Genomic DNA, 18570 nt, shown 5'->3' with positions numbered 1-18570 from the left:
TAGATTTATTCTGCTGATAAATGATATTTTCTAACTTTATCATACCTCAGATGATAAAAATTCACTATTAGAAAGCATCAAAATAGAGATATTTTAGCTTATACTCTGAAAATTCATTACCTAAGATTATAATCTTTTTTCGTTGTATTAATATCATATAATAATGTTGGATCCAGATATTTTACTTCTGTTATATTAAATTTAGCAAGATTAAATTTTTCAGCAAAGAAAAATATTTTACCATGGATTCCAAAGGTTTGATCCTTATAAACTGGCATTCTTATCTTAATTTTACTCCATTTTGTAAGAGTTTGCTTCTTATTGCCATTTTTCATTTCAAGTTTATATGTTAAAATGCATGGCTTATCAACTAAAATATTGAATTTATATTTTGATTTTCCACTCTGTATTGTATCCATAATATTATTTGTATAAATTTTACTATATGGTTTTGTTAATTCAAAAATTGTAAGATCATTTGGAGGCATTGGTGGTGCAGTTGCACCTATATTTTCCGAAAATTTACCGTTTTGGAATACTAAATAAGCTGATTCAGATTGTTTAGTTTTTAAATTTTTAATATTGATTTCGAGTCCACTAGTATTATTATCTTTTAAATCGTTAAAATTCTTCAAGATTGTTTCTTCTCTCAGATTAATATCAAATAATTTCTCGACTGATCCTCTGTCAAGCATATTGGAAGAATATTCCTTTGTAAATATTTTCTTTTTTTTATTATTTTCATTAATAAAATAGCTAACTAGGTATCTCGAGTTTGATGTTTTAGTACCATTATTGAAAACATAACCTATATAATGTTGTTTTTTTGAATTTATTCCAGAATTTAATCTGATATCAGAATATTTATAATTTGTATTTACAACAACGTTTAGCAAAGAAATTTTATTATATTCAACATCAGATGACATTGTATTATTTATATAAATATTATTTTCAAAATAGTTCGATAGCCAATCTACCTTATCAGATTTAACAGTAATGTGATATGGATTTGCAGAATAAGAATTTTCAATTTCCTTTGCTAAAATCTTTTGAATTTTTATAGAACCAGTCAAATCCGCAATAATCCCTTTATCATCAATATGTTGGTATATACCCCATAAAGCACTTAAAATAACACATATGGAAATATTTTTAAATAATTTTGAATTTAATCCTTCTAAACTCTTCAGAAAATTTATGTTTTGTTTTTTCCTTTTGTACATTTTAATTCCACTTTTCATTATGCATTATTATAATATTTTCCTCACAACTTCAAATCCTTCAAAAAGGCGTCCAGTTCGGCTTGGGCTTCTGGAGTTGTGCCTTTGAGTTGTCCGAGCATATCCATGAGGGTTTTGGATTGTTCTTCAATTTTGGCGTTAGTGGCATTAATGTTAGCACGATGTCCGTTAAGGGTAGAACTTCTTCTTCTTCGAAGGTGTCCACGTAGCGAGGGATATTAAGGTTGAAATCATTTTCTTTGATTTCCTCAAAACTCGCCAGGTGGGCAAATTTATCCATGTCTTCACGCGCTTTGTAGGCATCAAGGATCTTGCTGATGTGGACATCGGTCATCAGGTTCTGATTTTTGCCCTTATCGAATTCTTTAGAGGCATCAATAAAGTAAACATCACGGTTGGTTGGTCCGGTTCTTCTTGAGAATGATGACTGTGGTCGGAATCGAGGTGTTATAGAAGATATTGGCTGGCAGACCGATAACCGTGTCGATGGCACCTTCTTCCAAGAGGTGCTGCCTGATTTTACCTTCAGCATTTCCTCGGAAAAGGACTCCATGAGGGAGGACAATAGCCATGACACCGCCGTCTTGTTTTAAATGGTAATAGCCGTGCAGCAAGAAAGCGAAGTCTGCCTTACTCTTTGGAGCAAGTGCACCGAAGGCAGAGAAACGTGGGTCCTGTAAGAATCCACTGTGAGCCGTCCATTTGGCTGAATAGGGAGGATTCATGAGCACAGCGTCAAAATTGGTAGGCTCTTGACTTGGCCAGTCCTCATCCAAAGTATCTGCATTATGCAGTTTTTGGTGGGCAACAGGTACCCCATGCAGTATCATGTTCATACGGGCCAAGTTATAGGTTGAGGTATTCAACTCTTGACCAAAGTAAGAAACGGTTGTCGGGTGATGACTGTATTTCTTAGCATTCAATAGCAAGGAACCAGAACCCATAGTTGGATCGTAAAGGGTAAAGTCAGACTTGTCTTCACGCCCCAGCATGGTAATTTGGGTCATCAATTTTGCCACCGGTTGTGGGGTATAAAACTCCCCAGCTTTCTTACCGGAATCAGTCGCAAACTGGCCAATCAGATACTCATAGGCATCCCCTATCATGTCACCTGCATGCGCAGCCATATCCAAATCAGCCAAAGCCTTCATGACATTGGAAATGGTCTGGTTCTGCTTCTGAACGCTTACACCAAGCTTTTTAGAGTAGAGATCAATGTCTTCAAACATGTTCTCAAAAAGCTCGTCAGATTGCTCAATATCGCGGAAACCTTGAGCAAGGGACTCCAACTGAAAAGTGCCCTCGTTGATTTGATTAACCAAGGCCGTAAAGGTCAAATCAGGCGCCATCACATAAGAAATGGAGCGCGACACGGCCTCAATCATATCAGCCTTAATCTCGTCGTCCTCATAAGCCTGACGATAGAGATCCAAAGCCTGACTAAGATCAGCCACCTCTTCTTCCATCATCTCAGCCACATGCAAAAGCAACTTGTCCGATAAGTATTTGTAGAAAATCAAGCCCAACAAATAAGACTTGTAATCATTGGCATCCATCTTAGAGCGGAGAATATCCGCCGAATTCCACAAAGCCTGGTATAAAGCTTGGGAGTTAGTAGTAATATCTGTCAAATTTACTCTCCATTAACATTTAATATTTTGAAAATATTTCTGAATCAAAGTTTCTCTCAGTTCACTATTTAAGTATAATCTTGCAATTGCTTTTTCACTATACTTACTTTCTAAAAGTGTATTTCCTAACCCATTTAGAATTTGCCCTTTTAGATTACAAATATTTAAAATTTTATCGAAATCATTATTTTTAAATGCATTATCTATTTTAGTTTCAATCTTACTAATCTCTTCATCGACTCTAAATCCTTCACCTAACTTACTAAAATATTGTGAAATATCATTAACAGTTGGAGTACTTGTCAAAATGAGATTTTGTGATACGTAATCATCAACTCGTTTTTTTAAAGCAACGCTAATTATTTTGCTTATATTATTTTTACATTCTGCAATTAAACTATTTTTAAAATTTTGTATTGATGCATCAATTTCTTCTTCAGTTTTAAAGCTAGAGATAACATCTCTAATAACGTTTTCATCTAGCAATAACATTTCAATTTCATTAAAAGGAGTGGTAAAGATAAGGTCTTTTTCATATTTTAATATTGTTTCTTCGGAATTCCAGTCATTATCGATAATACCAATAGCATTATTTTTGGTAATTGTACTTAACTTATTGAAAGCGCGAGTATAATTTATGACATCTTTATGGCCTGTAACTGGCTTAACTAAGAATCTGTTTTCAAAAAGTTTAGAATAGATTTGATAATCTAAACTAGTTTTGGTTCCTTCACAAAATAAAATTTGTTTTCTAGCACCACTTATTTCAATAATTAGTGAAAGTGGAATTTCATAGTCACCATCAAGAATATCATAGGTAAATTCTGTACTACTTTTATATTCATGACACCAAATATATGTTGAATTTGCCCTTGATTGAATAAAATCTAAATTATGAGATGCAAAAACAAATTGGCAATCATTTCTTTCTGAGATTAAAAGATCCCATAAATGATTATAAATTGCACTATTCAAATAAGTTTCCGGTTCATCAACTACTATAAAAGAATTTTCTGGCGCAATAAGTATATTTCCAATGTAAAATAAGATACTTTTTTCACCATCACTTAAACTATTTATTGAATATTTTTTTCCATCTTTACAAATTTCTAATGTCCTGTTTTCAGCATCCGCAAATAAACTAATATTAGGTATCAATCGTGACCAAATATAAGTCAATTTCTCAAAAATTGTGTCATTATCAACTCTAAGACCTTGCTGTTTCTTTGTTGCCTTAATTGAATATTCTTTGACCATCAAAGTAATTAATTGTGTAAACGGAGCCTCAAAATTATTATCCATAAACATAGACTCTAATGTAATTTTATCTGTTTTAATCACAAATTTTTTTACAAGTTCAATATATTTATCTCTTCGAATATCATTTCTCATATGATTATTAGATGAGAAATATAAAAATTTCTGAGCTGGAATAACAAACATTTGTTCTGAGTTAAATTTTCTTAAGGAATTTATAAGCGTTGTTTTTCCGGAGCCATTTGGGCCAATTAAAATTGCAGTATTATTTATTTTTGACATAAAAGAAAAAACATATAGACGCTCAAAATCTTCTTTTAGATTAATTAAGTCTTCCAGTACAATCTCTATATTTTCAATTCTTAAATTAAACAAATTTAACATCCAAGAATTTGTAAGATTTTTGAAATTTTTAGATAAATCTTCAGAAAATATATTCTCGTTTTTCATATGATCAATAATTGAAACAATATCATCAAAGGTATTTATACATTCTTTATAATTCGAACTTTGAGTTAATGAATTATCTTTAGTATATGTTACAAAAATCTGCTTTCTTTCCTGTACTAATTGTTTAACTTCATCAAGTGAAGTAACTGAAATTATTGATTTTTTTGTTATATCTGTATGTTTAGTATTTGTCTTTTTAAATATTTTTATCATAGTTAATACCTATAAAAACATCTCTTTAAGCAGCTTCTTCTTCAAATCTTTCAATGCCGTAATCTTATTATGGATAGAGGCAATTGTGTCGTCCAAATTGGAGAAAAATTGACCAATAGCGATTTGTTCCAAGTTTTTTGGCACCTTAATTGTTAGATTTGATAAATCTTTAGAATTAATTGAAGGATAGCTAGTTCCAGTACAGTTCAAAAGTACCGAACTTACAAAATCATTTCTTTGTAAACTTATAAATAAGAATTCCGAATTAATTTTTGGCCTAATTTGAGCATAACCTGTTGAAAAAACCCAATCTTTTTCTTCAAATTTAAAAAGATAATTATTTTTTTGATATGGACGCACTGTTTGAAAGAAGATATCATTATTACTAGCAACTCTTTGAGCTCTTGAAGGAGCAGTTTCTTTATTTACTAAATAATAATTTAATAGATTGACACCGCTAACAGACTCTAAATCAACATATTTAAATTCATCCGGTATACTGGATTTTGGATTTATCACAGAAATATCTTTAATTTTGAAATTATCCCATTCATCATTGAATCCTTCCAAACGAATTTCAGGTTCCTTTTGACCAGCTTTTGGAAACATCTTAGATAACATGGAACCTTTAAAAGTCTGATAATTAGCTAAATTATCCTTATATGACATTAGTAAATCATCAAGAGTTTTGAAAAGAGAACCGATTTCTATTATCTCCGAAATTGATTCTGGCAATGAAATTTTAGCTTCTTCTAATATTTTTTTTGAAAGATTACCAATTGAACCATTTCCACCCTGAACAAGATTAAGTATCTTTAAATACTCAGAGGAATTCATCCAAGCTTGTATAAAATTTGGGTACTCTGTTCGAAGCGATAACATAAATCCACCATGAACAGTATTTTCAACTATCCCTTTTACAATTGCATGCTTACCTACTAGATTACTTGAACCATTAGCTGCTGTTATCAAAATATTATTATTTTCTATATAATTGATATTAACAGCTTGTTCATTAACAAAAACATCTAAATCAGAAATTTCAAAAGAAGTTCCATTAATATTTGAGCTTCTAAGAACTCGAACACCATTTGTTGTTACATCACTTGGTTTGTATGTTAAACCACGATTTATTTCAACAAGGTCACCAAGTTGTTTACTCTTCCATTTGTCTTTTGAATCATTAAATCTGAAATTAGGAAACAAATTATTTATTTTATTCATTTTTTACCACCTCAAAAAGGCCAGTTTTATTGAAAATTGCCAAACATTCTTCTGTAGTTATTTTACTTTCTAAAAAAAGTCCAAATAACTTTAACAACTCAACTGAATCAATTATTAATACATCATTTACTGGATTTTTTGCATAGTTAATGACATCAGGATGTATGATTGGTCTTTTTTCTAGTGGGTCATTTCTAAATCTAGTAGCAATTAATATTCTCCTGCACGAATCATAGCTAATATCATTTTCTTCGGCAAACTTTTCTGAATTCATCCTTAGTTGAGAAATATTAGAATTTTTTATATTACCTACTAATCCTTTGAATTCAAAAAGATAATGGATTTTATTTTGTGCAAAATAAAAATCTTCTTTCTTTTTATCGACAAATTCAACGTCAATATTAATTAATTGAATTAATATATCACGTATTATCAATTCTAGTTCTTCGCCTGTTTTATATAAAATTGACTCATAGTATTTATTTTTTGAAATTTTTTCTTCAGACAAAGAAATTAATTTTTTTGCTTGATTTATTATATTATTTTGTTCCTGAATGATTTGACTCTGAAATTTGTCATCAAATAATTTTACATTATTGAACCAATCAGGAATAGGAGTGGACTCATTATGTCGATAAAGTTTTGAAATAAATATATCAAATTGGTCATTATTTAATATATTTAAAGTGCAAAAAGAAAATCTTTCTTTTGTAAAACTAACTAATTTTTTACTACTATCGGAATAGATATGATTACTAAATACAGTTGTATCTAATAAATCATAACCCGAATGATCTTTTCTGAAATAAAAATCACTTTCTATTTGAACTTGATTTATAGTGGTATTGTTTCTTTCATAATTAATATAAATGTATTCTTTGTTGATGATATTATTAAAATGAAAATTTACTAATTCACTTAACATATCTTTCAACAAAACTTCTTCTCTATATTGTCTGTGATAACTATCATAATAATATGAAAAATGAACATTTTGTGGGAGAAGAAATAAATAATTTGTCCTAGAAGATTCTTCAATACTATTTTTCAAACTTAGAAAATCTCTTTGAATATTTAATGCATCCGAAATATATGGTGAATTACTTTTCCATATATGTTGATGATTTAAGTCAATAACATTTAAATCAAAAGAATCCAATGATAAAGGACTACCAAATTTATTTGAAATTGACACATTAAAATTATTAATGTTATCACCATTAAAATTAATTAATTGAATTTTCATTCCTACCTCCCCACTTTCAGTGGTTCTATGATCTCGTCCATGAGTTGGACATAAGCTTGTCTTATGGCACTGCGGTATTTAAAGGGGTTGACTGGGTTTTCGGCGCTGGCTTTATAATCGCCATAGCTGGCACTGTCAATTAAGTCTTGGTCTCCTTTTTGGTGTTTTTGGCCTTTTTGATAGTTTTGGACTACGTAGAGGGTTTCTTGGTAGCCGACATGCCATTCTTCTACGAATTTTCGGACATGTGTCTGGATGACCTGGTTGATCATGTCTTGGAGGATGTCTGTAACCGATTGATTGCGGTAGGATTCTGGGTCCATTTGGATTTGCAGCCACATATTAGCAATCAATTGGGCTAGTCCCTGGTTTGACTTACTTAGGGTTTCGTTATAGCCATCGATAGTTTTGATATCTTTGGCGGTTAAGGCCTTGCTGGCACTACTTCCTTCTGGGATGAAGGTTTGGATTAGTGAGACGATGTAGGCATAGTTGATTTCATCAGTATGGACGGATTCCAGTTCATACATGATGTCTAAAGGTTCGCCAGGCTCCTTTGGATCTGTATCGCGATTTCTCAGTTCCTCTAAGATGTTTTGATAAGCACCTTGGTAATCGTCTATTTTTTCCTGGCTCATGCCCAGTGCGGTGAAGAGCGCTTCTTGGTCATACTGGGAATAGACTTGTGCGGCGGCGTAAGCTTATCGAATTCTTGGTAGATTTTGGCTAATTGTCTTAGCTCTGCATCTTTCATTTCTGATAGTGGAGTGGCTTTGCTTGGGTCTTCGGTAAATCGGCTATCCAGGCTTGTCCATTTCTCCAAGAAAGTGGCTTTAGCTTCTGGCCATTCTGGTGCTAGGACGTCTGCTTGGCCACCATTTGAATAGAGTTTGAGGGCATTGTCAACGGCTTCTTTGAAGGTCTCCGGTTTTTGGAAGGTGATGATTTGACCATATTTCTTTGCCCGGCTAAAGACCCGATTGGTTCGCTAAAGGCCTGGATTAAATCCTGTGGAGACATGGGTTTGCGGTCGATATAGAGGGTTGACAAACATGGGGCATCAAAGCCTGTTAAGAGGCGGTTGACCACGATAACCAAGTCTAGTTGCTGATCACGGAATTGGTAGCGCTCATGTTTCCGAGCCAGGCGATTGTTGACGTCGGCGTTATAGCCACGCAGATCAGCAAGGGTGAAATGGCAAGCAAATTCTTCATTGTAGTCAGAAAGAGATTCTCGCATCTTATCCTGGTTGAGGGTTGAATCCTCATCATTTTCGGTGACTGAATAAGTGATTGCCACTTTTGGAAAATCCGGTAAGGTTTGTTTGACCTTCTCTGATACTTTGACCTCTTTTTCGCCATTTTTGACAGCTTTAATCAGTTCATAATAGCCTTGTGCTTGGGCGATTGACTTAACGGTTAGGATGGCATTGAAAGTCTTACCTACTCCATTTTGGAAGCCTAGTTGCGCTCGTGATTTGTTGATGATGAAGTCAATGACTTGCAGCATGTGCTCTTCATTTTGGTAAATCTCATCTTTGATTTCAGCTTCTAGAGGTTCTTTGCCTTCAGGGTAATGCAAGGTATTAACGTACTCAATTTTGAAGCCTTTGACAGCTCCATCATGAATAGCTTCTTTAACGGTATACTCGTGTAAGCGAGGGCCGTATTGTTTTTCAGTGGTTTGGGCTAAGTTACCTAACTGTTGGCGCTTATTTTCAGCAAAGATTGGTGTGCCTGTAAAACCATACCATAGGGCATTCGGGAAAAAGGCAGTCAGGTTCTTTTGTGCTTGTGGAGTAACAGCTCGATGGCACTCATCTACGACAAAGGCCATTCTGAGGGATTTAATTTTTGTTTGTTCTCTTGAAAAATGACCGTCATTGAATTTCCGCATCATGTTGGCCATTTTTTGAATAGTGGTGACTATTACCGTCTTATCATCACTATAGAGCTTTTTGACTAGTTGATGGGTATTATCTGTTTCATCAATATCAATGGTATCATTCTGTGCATATGAGAGGAATGAAGATGTTGTCTGCTGATCCAAATCTCTACGGTCAACAACAAAGATGGTCTTGGCCATAGATGGGATTTGTAAGAGATTGCGGGCAACCTTATATGAGGTCAAGGTTTTACCTGATCCAGTTGTGTGCCAAACATATCCAGATTTTTGTTCTAGGCTAGCTTTAGCCACCGCTTCGATGGCATGGACTTGGTATGGACGTAAAAGAATCAATGCATTCTTATCATCATCAATAACTGAATAATTCATGACCATTTGGTGAGCTCGAGGGATTGATAAGACCTGAGTTGCAAAAGCAAAGAGATCCGTTACAGGATGATTTTCCTTGTCCACCCACTTGGTTAAGAATTGATCATTAATCTTGTCTTCCTTGGCTGCTGCGATATAGCGAGTATCAGTGACATTGGAGACAACAAACATTTGTAAGGATGAATAAATACCTCTGAAGCAGCCTTCACGGTCATACTTCTTGATTTGCCGGAAGGCGTCCATGAAAGGATGAGTTTGCTGCTTAAGTTCCACCTGAATCATTGGTAAACCATTGATTAAAAGGGTTACATCTAGGCGTCGGTCTCTATCTAGTGAATGCAAGTGATCACGTTTGACCTGATTAACCACCTCGTAGATGGATTTCCCACCCGCAACATCATCTCGGAAAAGGACTGATAAACGAATGGTTCCTAACTTAGCATCTTCCCGTTGTACCTGAACTTTAGCAATCCCATTTTCTCCTGCAATCCATTTAGCCGCCACAAAGTAATTGTTAAAGTTTAAGGCGTTCTTAATCTGATGTTTCTCTTGCTTTGTTAAGGGAACATCATTTAATACAGCAGTATTGTTCTGAGCTAATTTTTCAAAAAAGTTTTCCCAAAGGGCTTCTTCTGTTTTTAGGTCTTCACGATAAGTCCATTGGCTATCACCTGTAATGAGTTGTTGAATCAGTTGTTGTTCGACTTGAGTTTCTATTTCCATGAGCACTGTTAACTCCGTAGGTTTTTGTAAATGTAATTTATGTATAGTTTAGTGATGATAATTAAAGATCTAGTCACTAATTTTATGATAAAAGTTTTAAATATTTTATCAATTAGTTTCTTTTTATTGAAAAAATTAATAGTTTTGGTCACACGGAAGTGACGCATACACCTCATTATACCACTTTTAAAGGCTCATTTTTAACCGTTTTCACTCATTTTTTGAAAATTTTAGATTGAACATGAAAAATTGCCACAATAAAAAAGTCCTCAAGTTTTTGAGGAACAAAATTATTATTATTTTTTTGAGACGTTTTTAAAAATTCCAGTTGATGTAACTGCAGTTAGTGCTAATCCCCCTACGATTTTCTCAATATTTTTCACTTTTCTAGAATGTTCACCACAGAAAATACTATTTTCACTATGAGTCTCTTTTTGACATTTAGGATATTTACAAATTTTTAATTGATTATGTTCATTAGTTTCTATTTTCTTCAATTTTTTTAAATTCATGATTGTCTCCGTCAATTCTTAATGATTCAGATAGCGATTCAATAGTATTAGATATAGCAAGTAAGTTTTGATTAATTCGACCATCAGCACCTTCATGAGCATTATCTATTTTCCAAGCAAGAGTTTTGCCTCGATTATCTATTGGCGATAATAAAGTTTGATTTAAAAAGGCATTATAGTTCTGAAGAGCTGCTATTAATGCTTGCTTTTCACCCAATGCTGTATAAGCAAGCATATTTAGTTGCAATGTTGCATTTAAATAACCTAAGGACATCTGTAAAAATTGTTCAATTTTTTTAGAAATTTTCAAATTATTCTTATTGATATTTGTAAATTCATTTGCATCAGTATTAATGGTCAACATCAATTTTGCTATAGTTTCACTGTTTGTTTTAGCAGCCGAAAGTAACAGATCACGTTGTAATTGTTCATCTGACAAAGCTAATGCTTCAATGACTAGTTGTCTACCTGCAAAGAATCCTGAATAGCGATCATTATATTGACCATTTTCTACACGATCGATAGTTACATTTAACTCAGCAATTTGATTAGAAATGTCAGATAACTGACCTTGAATAGCTGATAACTCAGCTAAATTCCCAAAATCTTTTGCTGATACTTTTTTAAGTTCTGTTTGTCCAACTATTTGTTGAGGAGATTTTGACGTATCAAAAATTGCACCAAACATGGCTCCGTTAGATTTTTTTACACCTAATTTCCAGTTGCCTTTCTCTAGTTGTTCTTTCACGAAATCTGAGTAATCTGCAACATATTGTACATCTGCTTTGGAAAGAATCTTTTGGACGTATTCGATTTTCGAAGTATTCTCAATGATTTTCCCTAATAGATTTTCACTTACTTTTTGAGCAGATATTTCTTGTAATGGTACTAATGAATAGGAGGAAAAATCATACTTATAGAGATTTTGATTAAAGACATTAATTTCTTTCTTTTCATCGTCAGAAAATAAAATTGTTAATTCGTTCATAAAAGTTCCTTTTAAAATAAAATGTTCAGTTTCTTATTTTTTTGTATGGTAAGAAATTTTTACCTTTGCATCTTTTGGGAAATAATCACCTTCCTTAAAACTATTATCACCATTTATAGAAACATCATCAACAATATCTAATAATTCTTTATTTTTCAAGAAAGTGACATCTTTAATTTTTACAAGATTAATATTTTTAAACCCCATATTTTTAAAATCTGCTTTGACTGAATCAATATTATCACCATAGCCTGATGACGATGAAATTCTGATATCACCATTTGATTTGTGTTGATAATCTGAAATGAAGGTTCTTGAATAAGTAAAAATAAAGAAGATGATTAAACAAACTGGTATTACTTTTGCTAAAAACTTAAATAAATTATGAAGAGCTTCAGTCCTTTTTTCATCTTGTTTTAGCCGTAATTGTTCAATTTCTTCTTGTTTTTTTAATTGCTCAGTTCTTTCTTTTTCAATTATTGGCCTATTTTGCTCTTTAAGTACCTCTTTTTCAGATAAATTTGTTTTTACTTTTTCTTTTTCATAATTAATTTGTTGTAAAACTTCTTCAAAATGAGGTTGAATAGACCCACAAAACTGACAATTTTTCCTTGAAGATGGGAGCTTATTTCCGCACCTAAAGCAAAAAACATATTCAATGTCTAAATTGATATTCTCAGGATCAGTTTTAAATGTGTCGGATATATTATTTTTTATCGCAGTACTCAAGCGTTCAGAAAATATTTGAGGTATCATTGAATCGGTATTTCCTTGATCAGTAATCTCGTAATTACCAGTTAATTGTCCTTTATCGTTAAAATCTACTTCAAAATTGTAACTCGTAAGTCCAGTGGTTGAGGTTACCATTCCAGTAATATGTAATTCATTGATATCAATAATTTTTAGGCGTTTAATTTTCTTTGCTTCTTGATCTACTAATACCAAAAATTCATTTTGACTGACTCTCTGGTTGTTAACTTGGTTTTCTAAAACGTTCCCTGAAAAACTATTTTTTATCGCATCTAATATTTTCATTTTTTTACTTTCTAAGAATTTTCTTTATCGTAATTATACCACTTTTAAAGGCTCATTTTTAACCGTTTTCACTCATTTTTTGAAAATTTTAGATTGAACATGAAAAATTGCCACATTAAAAAGCCCTCAAGCTGATTTACTTGAGGACTAGGAGTAATAATAATATTTTTTATGAAAGACTGATTTTTCTTAGGGTATCGATATTGAATCTGTAAGATTCAATATCTGGGGATTTTCGAGAGATTGGCTCGAAAAGAAGTCATGGAATCCGGCAGGAGTCGTTGACGTCCCAACCCCTAGTAAAAGCAGTATTGAAATAATGATATTAAATCGTAATTCCCATATCACGCGCAATTTCTGGTGCTGTGGTTGATTGGTTTTCTGGTTTAGCAGCTTTGTCAATTTGTGCTTCATCATGGTCTTTATGAATACGTTCTGCTGCTTCTTTTTCTGACTTTTCATAGCTCAATGTTAAGCTATCGTGAATTAATTCTTGTGTCACTTCTTCTACAGTCACCTGTTTAAGTTCTGCTGTTGCTTTTAGCATGTTGTAATCTTGATCATTAATTTGAATAGTTACTGTTTCCATAACGATTGCCTCCGACTTTTTCTTTAGTATACCGTAAATTGTCAAAAATATCTTAAAAAAAGCAGATTTTCATCTGCTTTCTTTGCTCTTAATCTAAATGTTTCAAGATAATTTTAGTAAGATTTTCTAATCCAGCAGGTGTTGGTACATAGGCATTAAATGGTATATTATCTACTGGTTTTTGATGGGGCTCGGCATATTCAGTGATTGGTTTGAAATACATTTTTGTTTGTGGACTTACTAAGTATAAATCATAAAAATCTTTATTAACAATATTTTTAGCATCACTGGTTGTTGTGGCATCAACATGAATATCTTTGCCTTTTTCTTTTAAGAGATTACTTGCTTTTTTGGCCATTAATGAAGATGACATACCAGCATTACAAAAGATCATTACATTTTTCATAGTTACACCTCTGTTTCCATTTCTAATTCTGACTGTTTGATGGCTGCTTTTTTCGCAACGATTACAAATGGCCAGTAGAATAAACCAGTTACAATTAAGATAATTATTTGAAGAATTACAACTTTAATGTCACCTTGTGACGCAAGGAATCCACTAATTAATGGTGGTGTTGTCCACGGTACCATTACTGTTAATGGTTTAACAAAGCCAATGACAGTTGCAAAATAGCCGATTAAAGCGCCGATGACTGGACTTAATACAAATGGAATAATCATAGGTAAGTTGAAGACAATTGGGAAACCAAAGATTATTGGTTCGTTGATTTCAAAGAGACCAGGTCCTACTGAAAGTTTAATGATATCTTTGAAAGGTTTGTAGTTTACAGCTAAAAGTACGATCAAGATTAGGGCAAATGTGCCACCTGTTCCACCCATTTGAGCGTAGCAAGTTTGGAAAGCAGAATTCAAAATATGAGGTGCTTCTTTACCCGCTTGGACGGCAGCCATATTTTCATTCATATTTAACAGCATCATTGGTTCAGTCAAGGTCGAATTAATGACAGATTGGTGAATTCCGAGAGTAAATAGGAAATTACCTGTTGAATAGATTAGAAGGTAACCAAATAGTGATGTATTAACTTTTCTTAGTGGTTCTTGAACTAAGTTGGTAATAATCGTCACCATATCAGTATGGAAAACATTGAGTAGGATTGCTGAGATTAAAGCAAAGAATGAAACCGTTAAAATTAATGGAATCATCGTTGAGAAAGATTCACCAACTGCAGGCGGAACATCTTCCCCTAGATTGATCCTAAATTTATTACTTTTAGCTAGTACAATGAACATTTCTGTTGCTAACATTCCAATGATGATTCCAGCAAAGAGACCTTTGGTACCAATTTCATCAAAAGTGACAAGCCCAGAAACTGTAACTGCTTTTTGGGCTGCTAAAGGTAAGATTGATTTTTCCATTGGCAACATTACAAACAAGGAGGCAAGCGCTACTGCAATTGAGCTAATAGGCTTATCAAAATCTCGATGAAGAGATAGGAAGTAAGCAATACAGGGTGTTACTAAAAGTCCAGCAATATTTAGTGAACCATTAGTTAACATATTACCGTAGGACTGGAATTGTACTAAGGTTTCACCTTTAAAGAAGGTCGTAAAGACAACATTATTTAAAAGCACTGCTAATCCAGCTAAGATAAAAAGGGGCATAATTGTTGTAAAGGCATCACGTAAGGTTCTTAAGTGAATCTGATTTCCAAGTTTAGCTGAGAATTCAGCGAATTTTTCTAAAAATTTTTCAACTTTTGAATTATTTCCCATTTGAGAACTCCTTTAATTCTTATAGAGTGATGCACCGTTGCTTGCAATCACTTCTTTAAACCAAGCGTAGCTTTTTTTCGGTACTCGTTTCATATCTTTTAAATCTTGGTTACTGCGGTTTACGTAAACTAATCCGTATCGTTTTTCCATATCGCCCTTAGAACTTAAAATATCAATCAAGCCCCATCCTAGATAACCAATGACTTCAACTCCATCTTTCTTCATAGCGTCATACATGGCTTTTAAATGTTCTCTATGGTAGTCAATCCGGTAATCGTCTTCAATTTGGTTTGTTCCATCCCAAGTTTCACGAACACCAATGCCGTTTTCGATTGGGAATACTGGAATTTGGTAACGTTGGTACAATTTATTAAGGACATCCCTGAACCCTTGCGGGTCAATTTGCCAGGCCCATTCGGTTGTTCCAATATAGGGATTTTCAACCTTACCGAAATCAAGATAGAAATTTGGGGCAGTGCCTTCTGGAATTTGTTTTGCCGAAACAGTTGTTGAACTATAGTATGAAAAACTCATAAAATCACTAGACATGCTACTAATACTTTCCATTTCTCCATCAATAATTCCTAAATCAATGTCATTTTCTTTAGCATAAGCTAAATGTTGTTTGGAGTAACGGCCATTGACAAAACATTCTACCAAGGTATGATTGACAAATTCATCCCATTCTCGAGCAACTCGGATATCTTCCGGATCACATGTTGCTGGATAAACTTCAGAATAGGCAAGCATACCACCAATTTTAGCATCAGTTTTCTCATGGATGTAATTGCTTATTTCGGCATGACAAACCATTACATTGTGAGCAATTTGATAAAGGTCTTGAATAGTTTTATCACCTTTTTCATAACCTGAAATATTGAAACCTTCACTGAAATGAAAAATATTCTGTTCATTAAAGGTAATCCAATATTTTACGCGATCACTAAAACGGTCAACCATTTCTTTTCCAAATCTAATAAATGCATCTTTGACATGTTTTGACATAAAGCCATTATATTCCTTTGCTAAATGCAATGGCATATCAAAATGATAAAGACAAATCATTGGTTGGATACCGCGTTCTAACAAATCATCAATGAACTTGGAATAATAAGCTATACCTTCTTCGTTAAACTCCCCATCTCCATCTTTAACCACACGAGACCAGGAAATTTGGAAACGGTACATGTTCATCCCCAAATCTTGCATATAGTCAAAATCTTCAGTGTAATGATTGTAATTATCATTAGCAAAATGCCAATCACTTAAACCATCTTTAGGTTCTCTGACATCATAAACGGACAAGGATTTACCACCTTGATTCCAACCACCCTCTGTTTGCATACTGGAAACTGAGTTTCCCCAAAAGAATTTTTCCATTTTTGTCTCCTTTGTTTTGTAATCGTTTTCAATTACAGTATATAAAAACAAGTAACCTTTGTATAGGTCACTTGTTTGTCATGTAAGTTTTAGACTTTACATAAGAAATTTTTATCTGAAATCAATATAGTTTACAGATGCTTTGTCATAGCGAGCACGTGTTTGAGAGTATTCAAATGGTCTGCCATCTTTAAGAAAAACAACTTGCTCAATTTCTAGAACGGGATCATTTTTCTGACATTCTAAATAATCATGATCAAATTGATCGGGTTTGTCTGCTCTAATTTGTCTTATGCCAGAACCAATTTGCAAACCCAGTTCTTCAATAATATATTTATAAATAGATTTATCCAGTACTTCTTGATTTAAGTTGCTGATGATGTGAGTTGGATAAATGGAATATTCCAAATGAAATGGTTGATCATCCAAATAGCGAAGTCTAATAATATCGTAGACTGCTTGGTCAGCCCTGATTTTTAATTTTGTCATTTCTTCAGGAACTGGAAAACGAACTTCAAATGAAATAATATAGCTGCTCATTTTTCCTTGGTGAGAAAAGTAGCTTGAGGTTCCAACGATGGTGCCCACATCAGTTCCATATTTGTCTTGTTGGAGTGTAGGGAAAGAAACAAAGGTACCTTTCCCTCGTTTAGAATATAAAAATCCTTCAATTTTTAAAAGGTTTATGGCTTTTTGAATTGTCATTCGACTGACTTGATATTCTTCTGATAACTGAAATTGATCCGGAATTTTTTGATCTTGTTTATAGTATTCGGCTAAAATCTTTCGTCTGATATCTTCAGCAATTTGTTCATATTGTATCATCCATCTTCTCCAATTCACAAGATAGTTCTCTCTTATAAACTAACACGGTAAAACTTATTTGTAAAGTTGCCCTTTATAATAAAAAAGTTAACTTGGGACTAAAATTATAAATAGAATTTCTCTAAAATATGTGTTTTATCATAACATTTTTCACTTCATTTGTAAGCGTTTTTGTAAAGTTACGACTCTTTTGTATTTTTTTGCCATATCATTAGCCATTTTCCACCTTCTTATTTGTTTAATTATACATTATTAGAATATTCATAATTATTTCGTCAATTTTATAAAACCCTATTATATAGCTATTTTTCGAATATTTGACATTATTGGGAATTATCTTTATTTTTTAATTTTAGAATAATTATTAAAATTTTTATTGACAAGTTAAACTCCTATTGTATAATAAGCTTAGACGCTTTGGGAGGATTAAGCAAGATGACCTATTTTATTGGAATGGGAACTATTATAGATACTATAGCTATTCTGTTAGCGGGTGTATTTGGTGTTCTCTTTGGCAAATATTTAAACGAGAGACACCAAGATGGTCTTAATATGGCTTCTGGAGTTAGTGTCCTCTTTATTGGTATATCTGGTGCTATGCCCGGCATGTTAAAGATTGCTCATGATGGCTTAAGCAGTGAGCACGCTTTACTTGTTGTTGGCTGCCTTTCTTTAGGAAGCCTTCTAGGTGAGTTTTTAAATATTGAAGCTAACTTTGATAAGGTTGGTTATTGGCTCAAAGCAAAAACTGGTTCCAGTAAAGACCCTGACTTCGTCAATGCCTTTGTGACTTCAACCTTAACCGTTTCAATTGGTGCCATGGCTATTATTGGTCCTTTACAAGATGGTATTTCAGGTAATATTAACATCTTACTGACAAAAAGTGTTTTAGACTTTGTAATCATAATCGTTCTGACAACCTCTTTAGGAAAGGGTGCAATTTTCTCGGCTATTCCAGTTCTCTTCATCCAAGGCACTATTACTATTTTAGCTCGTCTTGTTCAACCATTTATGACAACTTTGGCATTATCAAATATTTCTCTTGTCGGCTCTATACTCATCTTCTGTGTCGGACTCAATATTGTTTGGGGTAAAAAGATGCGCGTTGCTAACATGTTACCAGCATTAATTTTCGCAACAATCTTAGCTTATTTCTAATCAGTTTGACAATGACAAAAACACTAAAAGGACTGCTCCAGTTGGAGTAGTCCTTTCTTGATATTTTTAGGAGAGATTTTAATCATG

13 protein-coding genes and 2 pseudogenes are annotated in these 18570 nt (G+C 33.1%); 1 reads left to right on the top strand and 14 read right to left on the bottom strand.

Annotated elements, in window-relative coordinates:
* Positions 1-116 precede the first annotated feature (116 nt).
* The 14 genes and pseudogenes from AT575_RS03400 to AT575_RS03335 form a co-directional block, all read right to left on the bottom strand.
* Positions 117-1226 carry a hypothetical protein gene (locus AT575_RS03400; RefSeq protein ID WP_129587063.1) on the bottom strand — a complete coding sequence of 370 codons (1110 nt, stop codon included), beginning with the start codon at positions 1224-1226 and terminating at the stop codon, positions 117-119.
* Between the two features lie 41 nt (positions 1227-1267).
* Positions 1268-2875: pseudogene (locus AT575_RS03395) on the bottom strand (type I restriction-modification system subunit M).
* Between the two features lie 12 nt (positions 2876-2887).
* A complete protein-coding gene (locus AT575_RS03390; protein WP_102777158.1) occupies positions 2888-4795 on the bottom strand; it encodes an AAA family ATPase in 1908 nt (635 codons plus the stop codon).
* A 9-nt stretch (positions 4796-4804) separates the two neighbouring features.
* Entirely contained in the window at positions 4805-6019 is a 1215-nt protein-coding gene (locus AT575_RS03385) for a restriction endonuclease subunit S (protein ID WP_102777157.1), read from the bottom strand.
* On the bottom strand, positions 6012-7265 hold the full coding sequence (locus AT575_RS03380) for a hypothetical protein (RefSeq protein ID WP_102777156.1): 1254 nt from the start codon (positions 7263-7265) through the stop codon (positions 6012-6014). The genes AT575_RS03385 and AT575_RS03380 overlap by 8 nt, the downstream gene beginning before the upstream one ends.
* Before the next feature lie 2 nt (positions 7266-7267).
* A pseudogene (locus tag AT575_RS03375) lies at positions 7268-10262 on the bottom strand (type I restriction endonuclease subunit R).
* Between the two features lie 296 nt (positions 10263-10558).
* Entirely contained in the window at positions 10559-10774 is a 216-nt protein-coding gene (locus tag AT575_RS03370) for a hypothetical protein (protein WP_102777155.1), read from the bottom strand.
* Complete coding sequence (locus AT575_RS03365; RefSeq protein WP_102777154.1) at positions 10740-11762, bottom strand: hypothetical protein; 1023 nt, start codon at positions 11760-11762, stop codon at positions 10740-10742. Before AT575_RS03365 ends, AT575_RS03370 begins: the two co-directional genes overlap by 35 nt.
* A gap of 33 nt (positions 11763-11795) precedes the next feature.
* The gene (locus AT575_RS03360) at positions 11796-12797 is read right to left on the bottom strand and encodes a hypothetical protein (protein ID WP_102777153.1); all 1002 of its coding nucleotides are present in this window, start codon (positions 12795-12797) and stop codon (positions 11796-11798) included.
* A gap of 325 nt (positions 12798-13122) precedes the next feature.
* A complete protein-coding gene (locus AT575_RS03355) occupies positions 13123-13386 on the bottom strand; it encodes a hypothetical protein (protein WP_071793151.1) in 264 nt (87 codons plus the stop codon).
* 88 nt (positions 13387-13474) lie between these two features.
* The gene (locus AT575_RS03350) at positions 13475-13792 is read right to left on the bottom strand and encodes a PTS cellobiose transporter subunit IIB (protein ID WP_102777152.1); all 318 of its coding nucleotides are present in this window, start codon (positions 13790-13792) and stop codon (positions 13475-13477) included.
* 2 nt (positions 13793-13794) lie between these two features.
* Positions 13795-15120 (bottom strand): PTS sugar transporter subunit IIC, encoded by a 1326-nt coding sequence (locus tag AT575_RS03345; RefSeq protein WP_102777151.1) that lies wholly within the window; start codon positions 15118-15120, stop codon positions 13795-13797.
* Between the two features lie 12 nt (positions 15121-15132).
* Positions 15133-16500 (bottom strand): glycoside hydrolase family 1 protein, encoded by a 1368-nt coding sequence (locus tag AT575_RS03340; protein ID WP_102777150.1) that lies wholly within the window; start codon positions 16498-16500, stop codon positions 15133-15135.
* Between the two features lie 111 nt (positions 16501-16611).
* Entirely contained in the window at positions 16612-17325 is a 714-nt protein-coding gene (locus AT575_RS03335; protein WP_102777149.1) for a GntR family transcriptional regulator, read from the bottom strand.
* A 435-nt stretch (positions 17326-17760) separates the two neighbouring features.
* Here AT575_RS03335 and AT575_RS03330 point away from each other — a divergent pair, with 435 nt between their 5' ends.
* Complete coding sequence (locus AT575_RS03330) at positions 17761-18483, top strand: DUF554 domain-containing protein (protein WP_102777148.1); 723 nt, start codon at positions 17761-17763, stop codon at positions 18481-18483.
* The last annotated feature ends 87 nt before the right edge of the window (positions 18484-18570 follow it).

Origin of the sequence: Streptococcus penaeicida (genome assembly GCF_002887775.1) — a bacterium.
Taxonomy (GTDB): domain Bacteria; phylum Bacillota; class Bacilli; order Lactobacillales; family Streptococcaceae; genus Streptococcus; species Streptococcus penaeicida.
Note: the sequence above shows the minus strand (reverse complement) of the source record. Positions and strands in the feature narration are given on the sequence as shown.

Bases quoted from the DNA above. Each gene is read 5' to 3' on its own strand.
- AT575_RS03390 (WP_102777158.1), bottom strand. From the start codon at position 4,795: ATGATAAAAATATTTAAAAAGACAAATACTAAACATACAGATATAACA.
- AT575_RS03350 (WP_102777152.1), bottom strand. From the start codon at position 13,792: ATGAAAAATGTAATGATCTTTTGTAATGCTGGTATGTCATCTTCATTA.
- AT575_RS03345 (WP_102777151.1), bottom strand. From the start codon at position 15,120: ATGGGAAATAATTCAAAAGTTGAAAAATTTTTAGAAAAATTCGCTGAA.
- AT575_RS03360 (WP_102777153.1), bottom strand. From the start codon at position 12,797: ATGAAAATATTAGATGCGATAAAAAATAGTTTTTCAGGGAACGTTTTA.
- AT575_RS03370 (WP_102777155.1), bottom strand. From the start codon at position 10,774: ATGAATTTAAAAAAATTGAAGAAAATAGAAACTAATGAACATAATCAA.
- AT575_RS03355 (WP_071793151.1), bottom strand. From the start codon at position 13,386: ATGGAAACAGTAACTATTCAAATTAATGATCAAGATTACAACATGCTA.
- AT575_RS03335 (WP_102777149.1), bottom strand. From the start codon at position 17,325: ATGATACAATATGAACAAATTGCTGAAGATATCAGACGAAAGATTTTA.
- AT575_RS03380 (WP_102777156.1), bottom strand. From the start codon at position 7,265: ATGAAAATTCAATTAATTAATTTTAATGGTGATAACATTAATAATTTT.
- AT575_RS03365 (WP_102777154.1), bottom strand. From the start codon at position 11,762: ATGAACGAATTAACAATTTTATTTTCTGACGATGAAAAGAAAGAAATT.
- AT575_RS03340 (WP_102777150.1), bottom strand. From the start codon at position 16,500: ATGGAAAAATTCTTTTGGGGAAACTCAGTTTCCAGTATGCAAACAGAG.
- AT575_RS03330 (WP_102777148.1), top strand. From the start codon at position 17,761: ATGACCTATTTTATTGGAATGGGAACTATTATAGATACTATAGCTATT.
- AT575_RS03400 (WP_129587063.1), bottom strand. From the start codon at position 1,226: ATGTACAAAAGGAAAAAACAAAACATAAATTTTCTGAAGAGTTTAGAA.
- AT575_RS03385 (WP_102777157.1), bottom strand. From the start codon at position 6,019: ATGAATAAAATAAATAATTTGTTTCCTAATTTCAGATTTAATGATTCA.